General features: G+C 58.2%; 13 protein-coding genes. All 13 read right to left on the bottom strand.

The genetic code is table 11. The features are described 5' to 3' along the window. Positions 1–18 precede the first annotated feature (18 nt). A complete protein-coding gene (locus PSEK12I1_RS0111925; RefSeq protein ID WP_027601657.1) occupies positions 19–1,470 on the bottom strand; it encodes a flagellin in 1,452 nt (483 codons plus the stop codon). Between the two features lie 225 nt (positions 1,471–1,695). Continuing rightward, positions 1,696–7,038, bottom strand: a complete 5,343-nt coding sequence (locus tag PSEK12I1_RS24355) for a glycosyltransferase (RefSeq protein WP_081737479.1) — start codon at positions 7,036–7,038, stop codon at positions 1,696–1,698. Between the two features lie 10 nt (positions 7,039–7,048). After that, on the bottom strand, positions 7,049–7,777 hold the full coding sequence (locus tag PSEK12I1_RS23700; protein WP_051399098.1) for a bifunctional 2-polyprenyl-6-hydroxyphenol methylase/3-demethylubiquinol 3-O-methyltransferase UbiG: 729 nt from the start codon (positions 7,775–7,777) through the stop codon (positions 7,049–7,051). Next, positions 7,774–8,541, bottom strand: a complete 768-nt coding sequence (locus PSEK12I1_RS23695; protein WP_037006951.1) for an NTP transferase domain-containing protein — start codon at positions 8,539–8,541, stop codon at positions 7,774–7,776. Before PSEK12I1_RS23695 ends, PSEK12I1_RS23700 begins: the two co-directional genes overlap by 4 nt. After that, positions 8,538–9,617 (bottom strand): aminotransferase class V-fold PLP-dependent enzyme, encoded by a 1,080-nt coding sequence (locus PSEK12I1_RS0111870; protein ID WP_027601651.1) that lies wholly within the window; start codon positions 9,615–9,617, stop codon positions 8,538–8,540. Before PSEK12I1_RS0111870 ends, PSEK12I1_RS23695 begins: the two co-directional genes overlap by 4 nt. A gap of 39 nt (positions 9,618–9,656) precedes the next feature. After that, entirely contained in the window at positions 9,657–10,814 is a 1,158-nt protein-coding gene (gene aepY / locus PSEK12I1_RS0111865) for a phosphonopyruvate decarboxylase (protein ID WP_027601650.1), read from the bottom strand. Beyond that, positions 10,811–12,424 (bottom strand): phosphoenolpyruvate mutase, encoded by a 1,614-nt coding sequence (gene aepX / locus PSEK12I1_RS0111860; protein ID WP_027601649.1) that lies wholly within the window; start codon positions 12,422–12,424, stop codon positions 10,811–10,813. Before aepX ends, aepY begins: the two co-directional genes overlap by 4 nt. 321 nt (positions 12,425–12,745) lie before the next feature. Next, positions 12,746–14,047: a flagellar hook-associated protein FlgL gene (flgL, locus tag PSEK12I1_RS0111855; RefSeq protein WP_027601648.1), complete on the bottom strand. Its 1,302-nt coding sequence runs from the start codon at positions 14,045–14,047 to the stop codon at positions 12,746–12,748. Between the two features lie 11 nt (positions 14,048–14,058). Further along, positions 14,059–16,098, bottom strand: a complete 2,040-nt coding sequence (gene flgK, locus PSEK12I1_RS0111850; RefSeq protein WP_027601647.1) for a flagellar hook-associated protein FlgK — start codon at positions 16,096–16,098, stop codon at positions 14,059–14,061. An 8-nt stretch (positions 16,099–16,106) separates the two neighbouring features. Further along, complete coding sequence (flgJ, locus tag PSEK12I1_RS0111845; RefSeq protein WP_027601646.1) at positions 16,107–17,324, bottom strand: flagellar assembly peptidoglycan hydrolase FlgJ; 1,218 nt, start codon at positions 17,322–17,324, stop codon at positions 16,107–16,109. 12 nt (positions 17,325–17,336) lie between these two features. Beyond that, the gene (locus tag PSEK12I1_RS0111840; RefSeq protein ID WP_007160438.1) at positions 17,337–18,437 is read right to left on the bottom strand and encodes a flagellar basal body P-ring protein FlgI; all 1,101 of its coding nucleotides are present in this window, start codon (positions 18,435–18,437) and stop codon (positions 17,337–17,339) included. 11 nt (positions 18,438–18,448) lie between these two features. Continuing rightward, entirely contained in the window at positions 18,449–19,144 is a 696-nt protein-coding gene (flgH, locus tag PSEK12I1_RS0111835) for a flagellar basal body L-ring protein FlgH (protein ID WP_027601645.1), read from the bottom strand. Between the two features lie 21 nt (positions 19,145–19,165). Continuing rightward, positions 19,166–19,951, bottom strand: coding sequence for a flagellar basal-body rod protein FlgG (gene flgG / locus PSEK12I1_RS0111830; protein ID WP_027598031.1), 786 nt, complete (start codon positions 19,949–19,951; stop codon positions 19,166–19,168). Between the last annotated feature and the right edge of the window lie 36 nt (positions 19,952–19,987).

Genomic DNA, 19,987 nt, shown 5'->3' with positions numbered 1-19,987 from the left:
CCTAGCCAGCTACTGGCCTTACTGGAGCAGGCTGAGTACCGACTGGGGCAGCTGCTTGGCCTGGGCCAGAATCGCAGTACCGGCCTGTTGCAGCACCTGGTTCTTCGACAGGTTGGCAGTTTCCGCGGCGTAGTCAGTATCCTTGATACGGCTACGAGCAGAGGTAGCGTTCTCAGCGATGTTGGTCAGGTTGCTAATGGTGTTATCGAAGCGGTTCTGCACCGCACCGAGGTCTGCACGCTGGCTGTCGATGCCATTGAGCGCCTGATCGATAACGGCGATGGCCTTCTGCGCACCGTCGGCAGTGGAGATATCTACTTTATCGACGGAGTTGAGCTTGCCAGCGGTTTGGCCGAACAGCGTTGTAGCCCCAGAGACGGAGTATTGACTCGAAGAGTCCAGCTGAACGTAGCCCGTGATGGTGCTGGTACCAGTGCCCAAAGCAGCAGGGGTAGTCACATTTTTACCATCTGCCCCTTGAACGCCAACGGTAAGCTTGTCCGGGTTGGTACCTGCAATTTCTACGTTTTCACCGGTGGAGGAACTAACAGTCAAGTTGCCTTTATTGTCCAAGTTAGCGGTGATACCGAGCTTGGACGAGTTGGCATTGAGCTGGTTCGCCAGATCTGCGGTGGAGGTCACGCCAGCGAGAGTTACTGCATCCCGACCGCCTACTTTGAAGCTGACAGAAATGGGAGAAGTGCTGGCAGAGCCGGACACGGCAACCGAGAAAACAGTTCGCGCAGTGGCAGTCAGGCCTTGGACCGAACCATCAAGTGCTTTCGCTGCGTCCTTGGCACTGAGAGCCGCGGTGAGGTCTACCTTCTTACTTTGACCGCCACCCGTTACAGTGACAGCGCCCGAAGTGGCAGCAAAACGATTAGCAGCCGCAACGCCTCCGGAGACTTTAGCCGAGACACTGCCAGCCGCAGAACCAGAAGCCGGCGCCATTTGATAGGAGCCAATGGCAGTTGCAGAGGTGTTCTTCAAGCTTACATCAATGGTTTCATAAGCATTGGAGCCTACCTGGAAGCTGGACGTACCAAAGGAGCCATCGAGCAGCTTGCGGCCACCGAACGTGGTGGTTTCAGCGATACGGGTGAGTTCCGATTGCTGCGCGGACACTTCTTTCTGCAGGGCGGCGCGGTCAGCATCGCTGTTGGAACCGTTGGCGGACTGCACTGCCAGATCGCGAATACGCTGCAGGATGTTGGTGGACTGCTGCATGGCGCCTTCAGCGGTCTGCGACAGCGAGATACCGTCATTGGCGTTACGAGTCGCCTGGTTCAAACCGTTGATCTGGTTGGTCAGACGGTTGGAGATCTGCAGACCGGCGGCGTCATCCTTGGCGCTGTTGATGCGGCTACCGGTGGACAGGCGCTGCATAGAGGTAGATAGGGCATTCGACGAGGATTGCAGGTTACGCTGGGTGTTCAGAGAAGCAATGTTGGTATTGACGGTAAGGGCCATGGTGGCGTCCTCCAGTAGAACCTTGTGTGCCTGAGCATGCGAACGGGGCCTGCTTGCTCAGGCGCCCCTGTATTTCGCATTCGTAAAGGCTATCGGCGCTACTGGAAAAAGCTTTAGAAAAAAGATGGCCCCCTGTTGCTTTGCACCTAGCTAACGTGCCTACCGGCAGAAAGCGGCAATCAGGCCACCAGAAGCCCTTGAGCCTCTAGCAGCCTGGCGTCAGGTTCAATCCGGCAGCCAGACGCCTTGCCACCTCAGCAGATTTTCCCCCTCCAGCATCCAGTGTCGATGCACGACCTGTTGTAGCAGGTCACCCTGCCGCTCCGCGGCATCCAAATCGGACAGGTGCAAGCGGATGGCATCAATCCAGTCACGGTAGCGGTTTTTTACGCGTGTAACCGGCAGGTCTCCCCGATAACACAGGACATCGCTGCAGATGACTGGAAGCCCCAAAGCCCCATACTCCAACAATCGCAGGTTGCTCTTGCAGTCGTTGAATTTATTTTGCTCCAAAGGAGCAAGGGCAAGATCAAGATTCAGCGCTGCAAGTCGTTTGGGATACTGATCAATAGGCACGCCATAGTGATACTCGTGGACATAAGGCAGCAGTTGATCAGGACACATGCCAAAAAATACCCACTCCACCTCATCTACCAAGTCGCGAACGACATCGGCAATCAGCTCTAAATCTCCTGCATGGCCGGCGCCACCGGCCCAACCCACTCGTGGCTTTCTACCCGCGCGACGTTGCCCTTCTAGCCCACTCCACCAACGTGTAGGCAAGAAATTGGGCGCGATTCGGATGTCATCATGCAAATCAGCAAAGGCTTCGGCCAGAGGCGCCGTGGAGACGACAAATCGATCAGTCAGACTCAATGCGCGACGAAGGGAGCGGAGAATGTCTTTCGGCATGTCCGCCCGGTGATAACTTTTGAGCGGTACGCCAGGCAAATAGTCATCCAATTCGTAAATGCGGAAGGCGCGATTAAACGCCTTCATACTCGCCATGGAGTCGAGCTGCTCAGTCGTAATCTGCCTTTGTAGAACGATGACATCGGGGTCAAGCCGAGCCAACTCTACAGGAGAAAGAAAATTCTCACTGATGAGGCCTTCCGCCAATTCTGCCTTTTGCAGACTGTTGAATGGCTCACGAACACGATAGTGGCCGCACCCAGAATCATCTGCCGGACAGCATAGAAAACGTGGCAACAGCGACTGAGTGAACGGCTGCCAAGCGGCAGCCTTGCCAGGATCAACGCCAAATCCTGCACCGTTCAGATCCAAATGACTATTATAGGCTGGATCGCGTGCCAACAAAGGCAGCCAACGCTTATACATGACATCTTGTTCACCTTTGAAGCGTTTCCGCTTGGCTTCCGCAGGTGTCATATCAACGTTATTTTGACTTACGCTACCCTCATGCAGCAGCAATGAATAAGGTGTCCATACCGTAAGATAACCTGCCTGACCGACCTTTAAACACAAATCAACGTCATTATAGGAGACTTTAAAATCCCCTTCGTCCATACCACCAACACCATCGTAGACAGACTTGCGAATCAGTAAGCAGGCTGCAGTTACGGCGGAATAGTTTTGATCCACCATCAGTCGATGCATGTAACCGGAAGCATCACCAGGCTCACCAATAAAAGGGTGATCCGCAGGCCCATCCAGACCCAACACCACCCCCCCATGTTGAAGTCGTCCATCCGGGTACAAAAGCTTGGCGCCGACGATACCCACTTCTGGTCGCAGCGCATGGTTCAATAGATTATCCAGCCACTCGGGCTGAATAACAGCGGTATCGTTATTCAATAACAGCAAATACTCACCACGGGCCTCACGCGCGGCAAGGTTGTTGATTGCTGAGTAATTGAAGGCGTGCGGATAGCGCAATACCCTCACTTGATCACTACCTAAGGCTTCCAAACCCTGAAGCCAAGTACGGGCATCCAAAGATTCGCTATTGTTATCAACGATCAGAATTTCATATCGTTGATACAAGGTCTTTTCGAGTAGGCTTTCCACACATCGCTGCAACATCGACAGCTGATCTTTGGAGGGTATGATAATTGAAACAAGTGGCCGACTGTCTGACAGGTAAAGAATGCGGTTGAAAAATGGCAAGGTGCCTTGGTGAGTTTCATGCGCCACTTGCAGTCGATCCAAATGCGCCGTTACCAGTGCGGCACATCTCCCCCCCACATCTGGATTCGCTAACCATGTACCGAAAGAGATTCCTGCATGGACAATGACCTCATCCAAGTGCCCAATGCTGCCCAGACCAAAGGCCTCAGCTGAGCGAAATACGAGGTCGTGTGGAGCTAATTCACCAAACGTCGCGTTTAAGCCACCTATCTCCAAGGTACGGCGCCGCTCGAAAGCTAGACTCCGACCAACGTAGGGATAGCTACGCATCATATCGAGATTGAAATCTGGCTTGAACAGTGGACCTTGATAAATATCATTGCAGAGCTGATCTTCATCGCCATAGTAGACGACGATGTTGCTATCTGCGCGAATTCGATCTGCGAGAAGTAGAAGCGCAAAAGGATCCAGCTGATCGCCCGCATGGAGCAACTGAATCCAGTCACCATCCATCTGTGCAATTGCTTCTGCCAACATCACCGACCAGTGGTCACTGGCACTCAACCACTGAATGCCTTCATCGATTCCATGAGGAGCAGGACGGGATGAGAGTACATACACCTGTGCGGGGGGATACAGCTGCTTTGATTGAGATCTCAGCGACTGTAGCACTTCACCTTCGAAATCAGCATCGTCAATGATTACCAAGACAAACGATAGCGGCGTACCCCAAGAATCTACTCGCTCTTGCAGAGCCTTTAGGCTGGTTACGTTGCGCTCGCGCATCCACTGTGAATAGTTGAAGTTTATATCACTCTCACCATCGGAGTCCTGATAGCGATAGCGGTCTGCCCTCCAACGGCCTCCTTCAAACTGGACGAGCCCCGTTTGCGCATTAAGCTGACCTGCCTTAGTCATCCATTTTTCGGAATATTCAATATCCAGCTGCTGGCAAAGCTCAAGTACGCGGCTTTCTACATTTGCAGCAGGTAACGCCTCTGCAAGATCAATGGCGATAACTACAAGCGAACGGAAAACCACTAGCTCCAGGGGTAAGGGTTGACTGTAATGCCATTCTCGATCAATCAGGTGACAGCGTCCATGCTCATCAAGAATCAAATTGGCAGGAATGGCATCGAGCCAGTCCGGTGGCAAAAAATTATCCACAGCATTGTCGCGCAGCGTCTGAAGCCAACATTTGAGCAGGCGAAAAGCACGAGGGCGCTGGCCTTTAAAGAACGCCTGCTTGATTTGAGCTCCCAGATTGGACCCACTGACATACTGCTCGTGCGTCATTACCTGACGTATTACGCTACGATGTGAATTTTCCTTGGCAGCAGGCATCATCTTTTTCTTGACGACGCTGATGCCTGAGGCCTCTTGCTCAACAAACTCAGTCACACAGTTGTAAGCAGGGGCTCGATTATCAGTAAATTTCTGGGCAAGCAAATTGGAACGAACGAAACGCTCGCCGTCATCTAGCCTAGCGCAGATCAGGAAGGAGTTTGCCAATTCACCGAGTAGTCCTTCAGCACCCAAAGTCTTCCACGCCAACGGCAAGCTGAACTGCGGCTGCCCAACGCCAAAGTAATCCCGATTTTCGAGAGACCCGATCAAGTCACTGGCATTAAAATCCTCATGAACAACAGCACGTTCCGAAAGGATAACTTCGGGCATCTTGTAATCGGGATAGGGATAACTGAAGTCTATATACCTGAAGCCAGCCTTCTGCAAACGCTTACGGAGTTGCCGTTTACCAAAGGTGGTAGCCTCGTGAACGCCATAACGATCTTCCACTCCATAATAGGGTATGGCGCAGTGATCCTCACTCAGTCCGGCGAGGTACTTCAATCCCACCTTATTCTCAATCGCAAACACCAGCAGACCGCCGGGCTTGAGTGCCCCTGCTGCCATTTTAAGCCCGGCAACGAATGGGTCTTCAGCATTAAGATAAACGGGAGAATACTCCAAAACACCAATCAGAGTTACAATATCGTACAGCGGCTCAAACTCAATATCTTGAAAGTTCGAGTGGAATACTTTGACGCCCTCATGATTGCGTACGCGCTGAGCGGCAATGCTGGCGCGCCGCGGAGATCCTTCCACTGCATCTATCTGACATCCCGCTTCGGCTAGAGCCTTCGTGATGGCGCCACAGCCACAGCCCAGCTCGAGCACTCTTGCTGTGCTGTCCAGACTATCCAGCCAGCGCATGAGATTAGCTCGTCGAGGCGAGAAGTGATACTCGCTTGGCCAGTCGTCGATCTGCTCAATCAGCTCCTGGGAAAAGACATCGACATTGTCCGCGTTAGCCACGATGCGACCAATCTTTTGCTCGGTGGCATCGCCATCAGAATAGCCAAAATGAGTCTGGTGACCAGCACTCCATACTCCGCTTTCGCTATCTTGAACAAACTCCGACAGCTTTAAACGCTTTGACGCCGCTCGCAGATCCATCTGCCCCTCGGCAGTAGACAACGGCTCTTGCGGTAGCGGCTCACCGGCCAATGCGGCCTGCAGCACATCCATAATCAAGGACGCGCTCTTGCCCAAATGAGCAAAATGGCGATCGCGCAATGCTCGTGCATTCCGCTTTGCTTGCAGAGGATCGGCAAGTAGCTGCTCAACAGTGCTGCGCAGACCTGCACGCGTGGACTTGAGTACCAGATCGAAGGGCACGCAAGCTGGACGCGGCGGGTCACGGTCAGGAATCATCCAGTCGCTGATCGATACAGCAGGGACATCCAGCAGCGCCGCTTCGATCAGCACACTGGACTCATCGGAAACCAGGACATCAGCAAGCCCGAGACAATAGAGAATACTGACTTTGGGATCGACAATATGAACATTGCTGGCGATGCCCTGGTGCAAGGCATTCATGGCATTAATGTTGTCCCATACCTGCTTGTAATCAGGTGACCAGGGCGCTTGTTTGAGTAGCAAATTGACTGGTAGATCGATCAACGCTTTGACAAAGTCGTCTTGCTTAGCATCGTTCTCCCAACTAGGCGCATAGAGCACCGTCTGAGGATGCTCCAGTCCAAGGCTGTCACTTAGTTTGGCGGCTTCCACAGCAAAGCGCGCCTTATCTTGGTAGACCAGATCGGCCTTCGGCCAGCCGACGTTGAAAACACCCAGCTTTGGCCAGGCAGTCCGCTGATCGGCCTGACTGCTCCAACGTTCTGCCCAGGCCGGACCTGGCACTAGACCTATATCAAAGTGGTGCCATGGCTCCGTTTGCCAAAACTCTGGCCATATGTCATGCCGCTGCGCGAGATCATGCAGCATTATGATGGAAAAGTCGGCATTGGGCCGGCAGGCGTGCTGGCAATAAACACCGATTTGTACGCGCTCGGTAAGATCGGAACTAAAATTGACAGCGAAGCCCCGCCGGGCAGCCTCTTCGGCAATCGGCAAAACAGCCTGGCGCTCGCAATCATCGCTGTGAAAGAAGGTAATGCTGTTTAGAATTCTGGACATGATCAATCCGCTACAGTCGCGCAGTGCCTGAGTGACGGGTCAGCGCAAGGTCGATATTCGGTGTAAAGAAGCAGTTGAAACGGTAGCTGTTCTGAGCGTAGTGGGGAATAAATTGCTCAGTGATCTCACAGCCGTAGCCATGCCGACGGCCTTGCTCGACGAACCAGTCACGGTTGAAATAGAGGTGCTCATATCCACGATATTTGCGCTCGTATTCTTCCTCACTTAGGAGGTCGCGACGAATGCGTTCAGCTCTTTCGCGATGGGCCTGATCTGGCACCTCCAGTACCGCCACCGCGCCCCTGGATTTGGCGAACATGATGCGCAGCACCTGCTCGGCATAACTCAAATCCGGAAAGTAGTGGAACACGCTGTTGGCGAGCACTCGATCATAGTGCGGCTTGACCGCTACCTGGTTAGCCTCTACCACGTCGAAACAGCCAGTCGGAATGGCAAGGCGCGCCTGGGCCACCAGGCTATGGGCATAGTCCGCGCCCCCCACCTGCATACCGCGTTGAGACAAAGGATAGAGCAAGGCTGCGGCTCCGCAGCCAATTTCGTAGACGTGCTGCCCTGCGCTCATCGCTAAACGCTCGCAGATTCGTTCGACATAGATAAGCCAGTCGGACGCGGTGATACGCCCTGCCCCGCTGTCGAACCCATCCAGGTCAATAAGACCCTGCAAGATGTCGTCAGCCTGCCCTAGCTGACGGCGGTTCCAGACGTCAAGCCAGCTCATATATGGCCCTGTTCGCTGATACCGCCTCGTTTCGCCATTATCCGAGGATAGATGCGTTCCTGGACCCTGGCACGATGTTCCTCGGTGTCTATTTCAGACCAGACAAGATCATCGATGAGCAGACAATGCACGGCGGATTGTTGCGCGGCAGCTACTAGTGCTTGCTCGTATTCCAGATGCAGGGTCTGTTCGAATACGCGTTCCGCATGACAACACATCAACTTAAAACAGCGCTGGTCCAAGCGGGTAATCCCGACTAGTTCGCCAATCACGCTGCCTTTGAGTTCGTTTCTCCGCTTGGAAAGGTTGGTGAGCTGTACGCCTTGGGCTTCCACATAGACTTCGTCGTTGGATCCTGTCGCGCCCGACACCAGCACCAGGCTGGATTCCGCCGCAGCGAGCACGGCTCGTAGTGCACGTGGCTCGTAGACCAAGTCGGACTCGAGGAGTAGAAAATCCTCTTGGATATTGCTGCGTGCCCGATACAGCGAGTTCATACTGCCGGATATGGCATAGTCCGGGTTGTGTACCAGCTCGATGATGCCCGGGTAGCGCACGGCCAAATCTTCGTAAAAGCTCGCGAGATGCCCCACTACCAGAATGATGCGCCTGATACCCGTCTGCAGAAGGCTGTCGACGGATTCCTCGATAATGGGCTTGGTACCAAACTGGATAAAGCCCTTGGGCTTTTCCAGGCCAGCGCCACCCAGTCGGCTTCCCCGCCCGGCTGCCAAGACAACGGCAAGTTCGATCACATTATTCATATAGCCGACTGCCCTAGAAGACTTTGAAAAACCTCGCAGCAACGTTCAACATCCGCATCCCCGAGGTCGCCCATCGTCGCTATCCGAAAGACCCGGGACGCAAGTTGGCCTTGCCCGGCGTAGATGGTGAAGCCTGCCTGCTTAAGTCCGGTATGCAGCTCGGGGTAACTGCATCCAGGCGGCAGATGGTAGGCCGTGAGCATACTGGCACTGGACTGCCGATCAAGAAATGCACGTACTCCCAAATCCGCCAGTACCCCACGCAGACGATCAGTGATCTGTTGATAGCGTTCGCGCCGGCGTTGCCATCCGCCTTGCTCGTCAAGTTCGCGCAGGGCTTCATCCAACGCATAGTAGCCTTGCACAGACTGGGTAAAGGGCGACCAGCCATCGCGTTGTAAGTCGACATAACGCTCGAGGTCCAAATACAGGGACGGTGAATTACCACGCGGGGTAGCCAGAAAATCGCGTCGACCGAGTACGAAAGCGACGCCAGGTATGCCATGCAGACACTTGTTCGCGGTCGCCGCAACCGCCAGCGGACGCCAACGATGAAAGTCGATACGTTCTCCGCCAAAGCTGCTCACTGCATCGATCAGCAATCCGACGTTACGGTTGCTGCAAAGCGCGGCCAGCTCATCGAGATCGTTCAAACGCCCCGTTGTCGTCTCGTGGTGTACCACGGCCACACAGGCAATGTCTGCATGGGCATCAAGCAGCTGACTTACCGCAGTCAGATCTGGAGCCGCGCCCCACGCCTGACGTGACTCAAAGAAGGGTTTGCCCTGGCAATCGAGCATCAGGGCCATACGCTCGCCATACACGCCATTGCTGATCACAAGGGTGGCGGCCTCACGCGGCGCAAAGGTCGCAAGCATGGCTTCTACGGCACAACTTCCCGAGCCGGTCAGGAGGACCGCAAGGTGTTCCGTGGCGTCATAGAGAGTTTCCAACGATGTTCGTAGCCCCAGGCTAAGAGTCGCGAACTCAGCCTCTCGATGGCATAGATCGTCTTTTTGCAGCGCCGCTCGTACTCGCGCAGACAGAGTAACCGGGCCAGGATTCAGCAAAATCATGACGCGCTCCTAAAATCGCTACCAGTCACTGCAATGCACTTATGGCTGTAGAGGGGAAAGGCCTTCGACGTGCACCCGCAGCCGCTGGGTAACCTCTGCGGGCGAGATGGTGGGCCGTGGTAGATCGCCTGGAACGCCTGGAACGAGATAAGCCCGGACAAAGGAAGCGCCTACCAGCGGTCTGCTCAGTAGCTCGAATAACTGCTCAGGTCTCGCCACATCCAGATACTGCGCATAACCCGCGCAGGCGGCCATCCCGCTCCAGTTTAAAGCATGACTGATAGTGCCTTGCCCGCCGGTCGATTCGTGCATCCCATTATCCAGCAGGAGGTGCAGCACATTTGGCGGGCACTGGAAACCGAGGGTGGCCATGGCACCCATTCGCATCAGTAGCGCTCCGTCGCCATCCAACACTATGACGCGCCGCTCCGGGCAGGCCAAGGCTAGACCAAGACCGACACTCGAGGCACAACCCATGGCACCCACAAGGTACAGTTGATTGGCCCTATCCCCGAGCGCATAGAGTTCACGGCTGCTGTAGCCCGTAGTCGCCACCAATAGGTCGAACTCAGTGGTCGCATCCTGCACGGCCTCGAGCATCTGGCGGCGGCTCACCACGGGGGTGATTTCCGGCGACGCGAATAGCGAAGGCCGTGGCGGTGCTTGGAGTAAGGGCAAGGCCGGTGCGGGACAATCGGCCACGCTGCCCTTGCGCATCACCAGGCAATAGGGCCGGCTACTACTTTCCATATGCTGTACGGCAGCATCCAGACTAGGCCCGATGTCATGCTCATCACGCGGAAACCAGGCCCAGGGGATTTCCATCAGGTCCAACATCGCCTGGGTGATGCGACCCATCAAGCCGTGTTGAGGCTCGTCGGTGCCCCCTTCGGGATCACCGCGCAAGGTAACGATCAACAGGCAAGGAATTTGGTGAGTATGGAGTAACGACGTTAACGGATTGACTGCGTTACCCAAGCCTGAATTCTGCATCATCACAACCGAGGAGATCCCCCCGATGTAGGCGCCTGCGGCGATGGCAACCGCATCCCCTTCGTTGGCTGCGCCTACATAGGTGAGGGTTTCATCGTTGATCACCCCGTTGATGAGGGGTTGCAGGAAGGAACAGGGGACGCCGGTCCATAGTCCGAACCCCCTCGCCTGAGCGGCGGCAATAAAAGACTGGGAAGCTATCATAGAAAATCTTCTGCGTTCTGCAGGTCATCAGGACTGTCTATATCCAGCCAGTGCCCGGTCAGATAAACCACGCGCACCTTGATTCCGGACGCTACCAGACCATTGAGCAGCGCGGTCATCTTGGCGCTAGGATCGGCGGCGATCAACTTTTCTCCGAGCTCAAGCACCGCTTCCAACTGGCCAGCCAAAATCTTGAAGAAACCCATCCATTCGCCATGGATGGCATCGGCATCCAGATGCTTATCCACCCGCTTCAAAAAGGATGGACTTCCATAATTCCGTCGTGAATAGGCGAGACTTGCATTGACATAATCAGCGTCGCGATGACGGTTGGCACTGTCCTGCCATGCGGTATCTACCACCATCACCAAGTCGCCAGGCGTCTCGCACAGCACCTCGACGATATGCCGACGAAACAGAACGTCGCCATAGGATACGATCACCCCGTCCGGCTTGGGCCCCATCGCAGTCAAGCCCTTGCAGAATGAATACAGCTCCCCTGTACTGGCATAGTCGTCATTGTCGATACAGCGGACGCCAGAAATATCGACGGCCTCCTTGCGATAACCCCGGACCACGTTGATGTCCTTGATACCACTACGGTTAAATTCGGACACCATATGACCTAGCAAAGGCTTTCGACCTATGGTCAGCATGGCTTTTGGCCGAGACTCAGTCAAAGCCCCCAGCTCGCTGCCACGAGAAGCCGCCAGTACCAATGCCGCCGGCATGCGCGTATCACCCGGCAAATAGCGCTTCTCGGCTTCCTCCAGGGCATCCGCACCCTGTAATCGGAAAACTTCGCTAACACTCGCAATGGTCGACTCCACCTGAACAAGGGATTGCTCCCTTACCAGAATCGACGCAGCCTGCTGCATCGCCTGAATGCTGCTGCGAAGAATATGGTTGGCCCAGATGGCCATCGAGATTCCATGCTCACGAAAGACTTCGGTGGGCGTCGCATAGTATTTGGTGGGCACGATGACGACCGGACAGCGGTCGCCCCACTCGCGCTTGAAGGAGAGGATTTCGCTCGGTACGGCAAGAGCGCTATGGATGAGAATGGCGTCGGCCCCGGCGGCGTGGTAGGCCTCTGCCCGAATGAGGGCCTCCTGCAGCCCCCACCCTGCGATAAAGGCTTCCACTCGCGCAACGATGCTGAAATCGTCATCCGATTGTGCATCCTTGCCGGCCTTGATCTTGCCGCAGAATTCATCGATTTTCGCCAGTGGCTGTTGATGGCCACCAATGAAGCTATTGGTCTTGGGGAAGATCTTGTCTTCCAGGCATACGGCGGCAATATCGCGTTGCTCGAGCTTTTTCACCAGACGCTGGACATTGTTGAAGTTACCGTAGCCGGTGTCTCCATCCAACATGATGGGGATACGCGCCGCGTCAGACATGAACTCCAGCATGTCCAACACCTGCGTCCAGCTAGCCTCGTTGTTGTCACGCACGCCGTATTGTGCCGACAGACTCAACCCACTCGCCCAGATACCTTTGAAACCTGCCTCTTCGACGATCCTGGCGCTAAGGCCGTTGTGCGCCTCACAGATGAACTCCAGATCACTGGACTTCAACAACTGCCTGAACTGCGTGGTTCTATTCATATCCTCATCCTTAAAGCGCAATGATTGCAGCGAGTCTGATCAGGCAGTCATGCATACCAATGTCAAAATGGGAGGAGCTCAAAAGCAGGTTGTCGCTTGAGTTTCCCGCACTCCACCGCCTGAATCTCAACCGGCGGAAGGTTCGTTCCAGGTAACCCGGCAGCAGCACTCGTCGTGGCGACCTGAACCGGCAAGGATGAAGCATGAAAAATACAGACTGGCCGGCCCCTCTCGCGAATCGCGACTCTTTCAACAGCAAAGTGTAGCCAATCAATGACGAGCTGCTGACCGACCTTGTAATAAGATCCAGATGCAAAGCCGTCAACTCAGATAATTGAACAGACTCAGCTGGGAAACTTTCACGAAGCTCTGCTGCGTCGCCTGTAGTACGGTGTTCTGCAGCGCATAGCGGGACAAAGCCTCAGCATAGTCCAGATCTTGAAGATCCGATTGCACCGACTTGTTGACCAGGCTGACGTCGGCGATGAAGTCGCTTGTTGAATCGATGACGTTGAGGCGTGCGCCGACCTTGCCGCGGATGCCGTCGACCTGGGTGTAAGCCGTGTCCAGGTTGCTCAGAGCGACAGCGGCGCTATCGCGCACCTTGTAGACACCTTCGGTACTGCCGTCACCGCTCTCCAAGGCCTTGCGCAAGTCGGATACCACGTTGAGCAGACTGCGCTTCTCGTTGGCGGTGTCGCGGGTGATCTTGAACTCGTCACCGGCTGCCGGTACCCCATCGATCTGCACCTTGACGCCTCTAAAGCGGATGAAGTCGCTGGTGGAGGGATTGCCATCGACGCTGTCCGCCTTGAGCTGGCCAGCCGGCGGATTGGCCGGGTCGTAGGCCGCCCATTCGGCGGCGGTAGGCGCCTTGGACAGGTCGTAGATGACGTACTTCTTGTCATCGAGGAAATGGATGCCGACGCCATCGGTAGCGACCGGCGGATTGCTGGCGGGAAAAGTGGAATCGTAGGCTATCTTGTCATCCACCAGGCCGAGGGAGATGCGCCCGGTACCCGTGTTGCCAGCCACCGGCGTGGTATCCACGCGATTGGCGTTGAAGTTGTTCTCGAAGGCGTCCTTGCCGCTGTCGCTGATGGGCACGAAGGTGGAGCTGGCGATCTGCACGCTGCGCTGGCCTTCGTCGCCGTTGTAGCTGTAGGTACCGTCGGCATTGCGCACATAGGGCTGGGTGTCGCCCATGGAGCCGGAGAACAGGTATTTGCCACTGGCATCCTTGCTGTTCATCAGGTTCATCAGCTCGTCTTCGCGCTGACCGACCTCCTTGGCCAGGGACGCGCGATCGGTTGGATCCAGGGCACCGTTGCCGGCCTGGACGGCGATCTCGCGGATGCGCGTCAGCACGGTTTCCACCGAGGTCAGCATGGACTCCTCGGTGTTGAGGCTGTTCTTGGCGGCGGTCATGCCGGTGTTGTACTGACCGTTGAGCGCCTCTTCCTGGCTGATCTGCAACAGCTTGACCGAGGCCACCGGATCGTCCGCCGGGGTCAGGATCTTCTTGCCCGTGCTGATCTCTTCCTGAGTCCGGGTGACGCTGCCGTAGTTGTTCTGCAGGCCGCTGATGCCGTTGTTGAATGCCTGGACGGTAGAGATGCGCATGGGCGGGTTCCTTATCTGAAGGCGCCGAGCAGGGTATCGAACAGCGACTGGGCGATCTTGATGACCTGCGCCGAGGCACCGTAGTACTGCTGGAACTGGACGAGTTTGGCGGCTTCCTCGTCGAGGTTGACGGCCGACAGGGAGTCACGATTGTCCTGGGACTGCTTGAGCACGGTTTCGCTGGCGGCCGAATCCACTCGTACCTGGGCGGCCAGGGTACCGACACGCTCCACCAAGCCGCCGTAGGCGTTGTTGTAGGTGGTGCCGGTGTTGCCATAGCCACCCATGGTGGGCTTGGTCTGCAAGGCCACCAGGTTCAGCGCATTGCGGTTGTCCGAAACCGCGCCCTTGTTGGTTCCCAGGGTGAAGCTGTCACCGGATTGGGGCACGCCGCTGATATTGAAATCGTAGGTGTAGCTGTTGTTGGTGGTCGGATCGGTGTAGGTGAGGCGAACGGCGTTGGTCTGACCATTGGTGAGACCCGTCGTCGAAGGCGACACGTAGCTGAGCGTCGCGCCGGTCGGCAGGGTGCCATCCAGCTGGTTGGTAGTACTGTTGAAGCTCAGCTTCAGGCCATCGGCTCCGAACAGCCGCCCGAAGTCGGCGGTATTGACCGGCGACACCGTGCTGGTCAGCGCCGGCTGGGTGATGGCTCCCGTACCGCGGTTGTTGGTCGTGGCCGCGGCCTTGGCGGTGCCAGCGAAACCCAGCTGATCGGCTTGCGCCAGATCCACCTTGAGTTGGGACGCGCCGCGACGTGTCGGCTGCAGGCTGAAGACGTCGCCGGCCTGGGCCTTGGCGAGCTCGGCGGCACTGAATTGCACCTTGAAGCCCTGATCGTTGCCATTGGCATCCGTCAGCGTCAGGGTGACCGGATCGGTACCGCTCTTGTTGACCGTGAGCGCCGCGTTGTCACTCGCGCGACGCGCCGTGAAGCCGGTGCCGTTGTAATCGAGGCGGTAGTCGCTGGGCGAGAGCTTGCTGGTATCGGTGATGCTCAGGGTCGCGCTGGCCGAGCCGGTGTTGGAGGCCCGCCCCATCACCCGTAGACCGATGCTCTGGGTGTCGTTGATATCACCGAACAGTGCCGAGCCGGCATTGCCGGACAGGTCCAGGCCCTGCCCCAGCTGCTTGTTGACGGTATCCGCCAGGGTCAGGGACAACTGGCCCAGGCTGTTGTAGGCATGGTCCAGCGCCGTGTCGCGATAGGACAGCAGGCCGCCCATCTCGCCGCCGCTCAACTGACTGGTGACGTTCTGTTCGGTGGAGCCGGAGGTCAGGACGATCTGGAAACGCGAGGGATCGTCGGTGCCGGGCTTGGCCGTCATGCTGGACACGGTATTGCCCACCACCAGCGGCTGGCCGGTGCCAACGAACAGGTTCAGCGCGCCGTCGTCCTGCTCCACCACCTGCAGCCCGACCATGCCGGACAGCTGCTTGATCGCCTGCTCACGGGAGTCGATGAGATCGTTGGGCGCACCACCGGCAGCCTTGGAACGGGCGATGGCGTCGTTGAGACTGCCAACGCTCTTGGCCAGGGCATTGACCTGGTTGGTCAGCGCCGACAGCTGATCGTTGATCTGGCCGTTCTGCTTGTCGATCTGGTCGTACAGGGTGTTGAACGACTTGGCCATGCCCTGGGCCTGGGCCAGCACGGCCTCCCGCGCCGGGATCGATGAAGGATCCTGGGCAGCGGTCTGCAGGGTGGCAAAAAACTTCTGCATGGCCGGGGTGATACCCGTCGTGCTGTCGGACAGCAGGCCGTCGAGCTGAGAGATCTGGCTCTTGAAGGTCTGCAGCTCGCTGTTCTGGCTGTTGGCCGAGCGCACCTGGCTGGTGAGGAAATCACTGGCGAGGCGACGCACATCCACCGTCTGGGAGCCGGAACCGACATAGCCCGAGCCATTGTACTGGGCGATGTTGGTCTGCTGGATGGTCTCCTGCCGCGAATAGCCGGGCGTGTTGACGTTGGCGATGTTGTGGCCGGTGGTGGTCAGGGCGTTTTGCGTGGACCTCAGGCCCGACAGACCAATGGAAAGTAGATCAGCCATGGCTCACCTCAACCGCGGGACGGACTGGTGCCCAGGGAGGCGACCGTCTGATAGGTGTTCATGTTGCGAGCGATCTGGATCACCTTGCGTGCGTAGTGCGGATCGGTGGCGTAGCCGGCCTGCTGCAGGCCCTGCATGAAGCGCTCGGAGTTGCCGTTGGTGGACAGCGCCTTGTCATAGCGGTCGTTGCTCTGCAGGAAGTTCACGTAGTCGTGGAAGCTGTCCGCGAAGGAATCGTAGGTGCGGAACTTGGCGGTCTCGGTCACGGCCTTGCCATTGACGAATTCCTGGGTCACCGCGGGGGCGCTGCCGCCGTCCCAGCCGTGGGATTTGATGCCGAACAGGTTGTTGCTGTTGCTGCCATCGGCCTGCTTGACCATGTGCTTGCCCCAGCCGGTTTCCAGCGCCGCCTGGGCGACCAGGTACTTGGGATCCACGCCCAGACGCTTCGCCGCGGCTTCGGCCATGGGCATCATGGTGTCGACGAATTCCTGACGGGTGCGGAAACGGGTCTTGCCGGTGGCAGCGGCGCCGTCCACGCTGGCGACGGCCTCGGTCGCGGCGGCCGGCTTGCTGCCGGGTTGCGTGGCCTGCTGGCGCCAGGCGCTCTGGGCGGCCGCGACGTCCTGGAAGCTCTGCTTGAGGGTGGCGCCCTGCTCGGCCGCCCCGGAAATATTGGCGGCGGTACGCTCGGCCAGACGCCCGGGCAGCGCCAGCCGTCGGGAATTCAGCGCGCTGGAATCGTCACGCCCGGACGCTACGGTAGTGGCCGGCTTGAGGCCGTGGCTCGCCACGTCGTTGAGCTTGGCGTTGCGACCGGCGGCCAGCTGGCCTTCGGTGGGCGCAGCCTGGCCAACCTGGGCGAAGGGATTGGGGCGGCTCGACGGCTGGGCGGTCTTGCTCAGCTGACGTTCCAGCACGTTGGCCAGGCCGATACCGCCGCCATCCCGGGACAGGGAGACGGCCAGCTGCTGGTCGTACATGTCCTGGTACTGCTTGGTGGTCTCGCTGGAAAAGGGGCTGTCCTTGTCCGCCAGCGCCTGATTGGCGCTGCGCATGGACTTGAGCATCTGGCTCAGGAACAGCGACTCGAATTCGCCGGCGACCTTCTTGACGTTTTCCGAGCTGTCGCGGTCCTTACCCTTCATCTGGGCCAACCGATTCAGGTCGGTGAAGGCCCCCGAATCCTTGACGTTGCCGTAGTTGCCACCCAGACGAGATTCCATCGCCCGTTCTCCTTAGATAACGATCAGATCGGCCTGCAAGGCGCCGGCCTGTTTCAACGCTTCGAGAATGGCGACCAGGTCGCTGGGCGCAGCGCCCACCTGATTCACCGCTCTCACGATCTCGTCCAACGTGGTACCCGGACCGAACTTGAACATCGGCTTGGCCTCCTGCTTGGCCTTGACGGTCGACTGGGGAGTCACCACCGTCTGCCCACCCGACAAGGGATTGGGCTGGCTCACCTGGGGGTCCTCGCTGATGGTCACGGTCAGGCTGCCCTGGGTCACCGCCGCCGGCGAGACCTTGACGTTCTGGCCGATGACGATGGTCCCGGTACGGGAGTTGACGATGACCTTGGCCACCGCCTGTCCCGGATCCACTTCCATGTTCTCCAGGATCGAGATGTAGTCGACGCGCTGGCTGGGATCCACCGGCGCCGTGACGCGAATCGATCCGGCATCAACAGCAGATGCAACACCCGCGCCAAGTGTCTCGTTGATCTTGTCGACGATGCGCTTGGCGGTGGTGAAGTCGCTGCGATTGAGGTCCAGCGTGATGCTGTTGCCCTGGTCGAAGCCGCTCGGCACCGGCCGCTCGACGGTGGCGCCATTGGGAATGCGGCCGGACGACGGAACGTTGACGGTGATCTTCGAGCCATCGCGACCTTCGGCGTCAAAACCACCCACCACCAGGTTGCCCTGGGCGATGGCGTAGATCTGGCCATCGATCCCCTTGAGCGGCGAGAGCAGCAGGCTGCCGCCTCTCAGGCTCTTGGAGTTGCCGATGGAGGACACCGTGATGTCGATGGTCTGGCCGGGCTTGGCGAAGGCCGGCAGATCGGCATGGATGGACACCGCGGCGACGTTCTTCAGCTGCGCGGTGGTACCCGGCGGTACCTTAATGCCGAACTGGGCCAGCATGTTGTTGAAGGTCTGCACGGTGAAGGGCGTCTGGGTGGTCTGGTCGCCGGTACCGGGCAGACCCACCACCAGGCCGTAGCCGATCAGCTGGTTGGTCCGCACGCCCTGGATGCTGGCGATGTCCTTCAGCCGATCCGCCTGGGCCAGGGGCATGACCAGGGCCAGGGCGGCAGCGGCGATGAGGGTCTTGAACATGGCGCTCATCCTCAGAAGGGCATCAGCGGGCTGCCGAAGAACTGGCTCAGCCAGCCCGGCTGACTGGCATCGGCGAAGGCGCCGGTGCCCGAATAGGTGATCCGCGCATCGGCCACGCGGGTGGACGACACGGTGTTGTCGGTGGCGATGTCATCGGCGCGGACCATGCCCTGGATGCGCATGAGTTCGTTGCCGGTGTTGAGCGTCAGCCACTTCTCGCCGCGGACCACCAGGATGCCGTTGGGCAGTACCTCGGCGATGGTCACGGTCAGCGAACCGGACAGGCTGTTGCCCTGGGCCGCCGTGGACTTGCCGGTGTTGGAGCGATTGCCGGAGAAGCCGGCGTCCAGGCTCAGGTCGCCGTCGGCCAGGGGATTGGGGATCTTCGGCTTGGCCCCGAACAGCGAGGTCAGCCCGAGGGTCGCCTTGCTGTTCTTGGCGACGTCGGAACTGGCGTTCTTGCTGGCCTGGGTCTTCTCCTGCAGGGTGACGGTGATGATGTCGCCCACGCGGAAGGCCTTGCGGTCGGTATAGAGATTCTGTTCGAACCCCGACTGGAAGATGGCGCCGTTGTTCTGCGCCGCCGGCACCGGCGTGCGCGGCAACACCGGAGCGTAATAGGGATCGTCCGGCTTGGCGGCCGGGGCTACGCATCCTGCGAGTACGAGCGCTCCCAGGAGCGGGGCGACGGCGAACAGAGGTTTCATGGAGCGCGTCCTCACAGGGGATTAGAGCTGTTGACTGACGAAGCCGAGCATGTCGTCGGCCGCTTTGATGACCTTGGAATTCATCTCGTAGGCGCGCTGGGTGGTGATCATGTTCACCAGCTCCTCCACCGTGCTCACGTTGGAGTTTTCCAGGGTGCTCTGTAGGACGGTGCCGAGGCCGTTCAAACCCGGGGTGCCAACCTGGGGCGCGCCGCTGGAGGCGGTCTCGCTGAACAGGTTCTGGCCCACGGCCTGGAGACCGCCCGGGTTGACGAACTGGGCGATCTGCAGGTTGCCGATGACCTGGGGCGCGGCCTGGCCGGCGGTGGTGACCGACACGGTGCCGTCTTCGCCGACGGTAAAGGTCTTGGTATCGGCCGGCAGCACGATGGCGGGCTGCAGGGCGAAGCCGTTGGCGGTGACGAGCTGGCCATCGGCATTCAGGTGGAAGGTGCCGTCACGGGTGTAGTTGATGGTCCCGTCGGGCATGGTCACCTGGAAGAAGCCGTCGCCGTTGATGGCCATGTCCAGCGGCTGGTCGGTGGTCTGCAGCGAACCCTCGGTGAAGTTCTTCTGGGTGCCGACGATGCGCACACCGGTACCCAGCTGCAGGCCGGAAGGCAGCTGATTGTCCTGGGTGGACTGGGCACCCGGCTGGCGCCGGATCTGGTACAGCAGGTCCTGGAATTCGGCGCGGTCGCGCTTGAAGCCTGTGGTGGACACGTTGGCCAGGTTGTTGGAAATGGTGGTGAGGTTCATGTCCTGGGCGGACAGACCGGTCTTGGCGACCCACAGTGACGACATCATGATGGTATTCCTCGAAGTGCCGGTTTTACGTCGGCG

This window comes from Pseudomonas sp. MOIL14HWK12:I1 (genome assembly GCF_000510705.1).
Taxonomy (GTDB): domain Bacteria; phylum Pseudomonadota; class Gammaproteobacteria; order Pseudomonadales; family Pseudomonadaceae; genus Chryseomonas; species Chryseomonas oryzihabitans.
The sequence above is the reverse complement of the archived record's forward strand: the minus strand, read 5'-3'. Positions and strand labels throughout refer to the sequence as shown.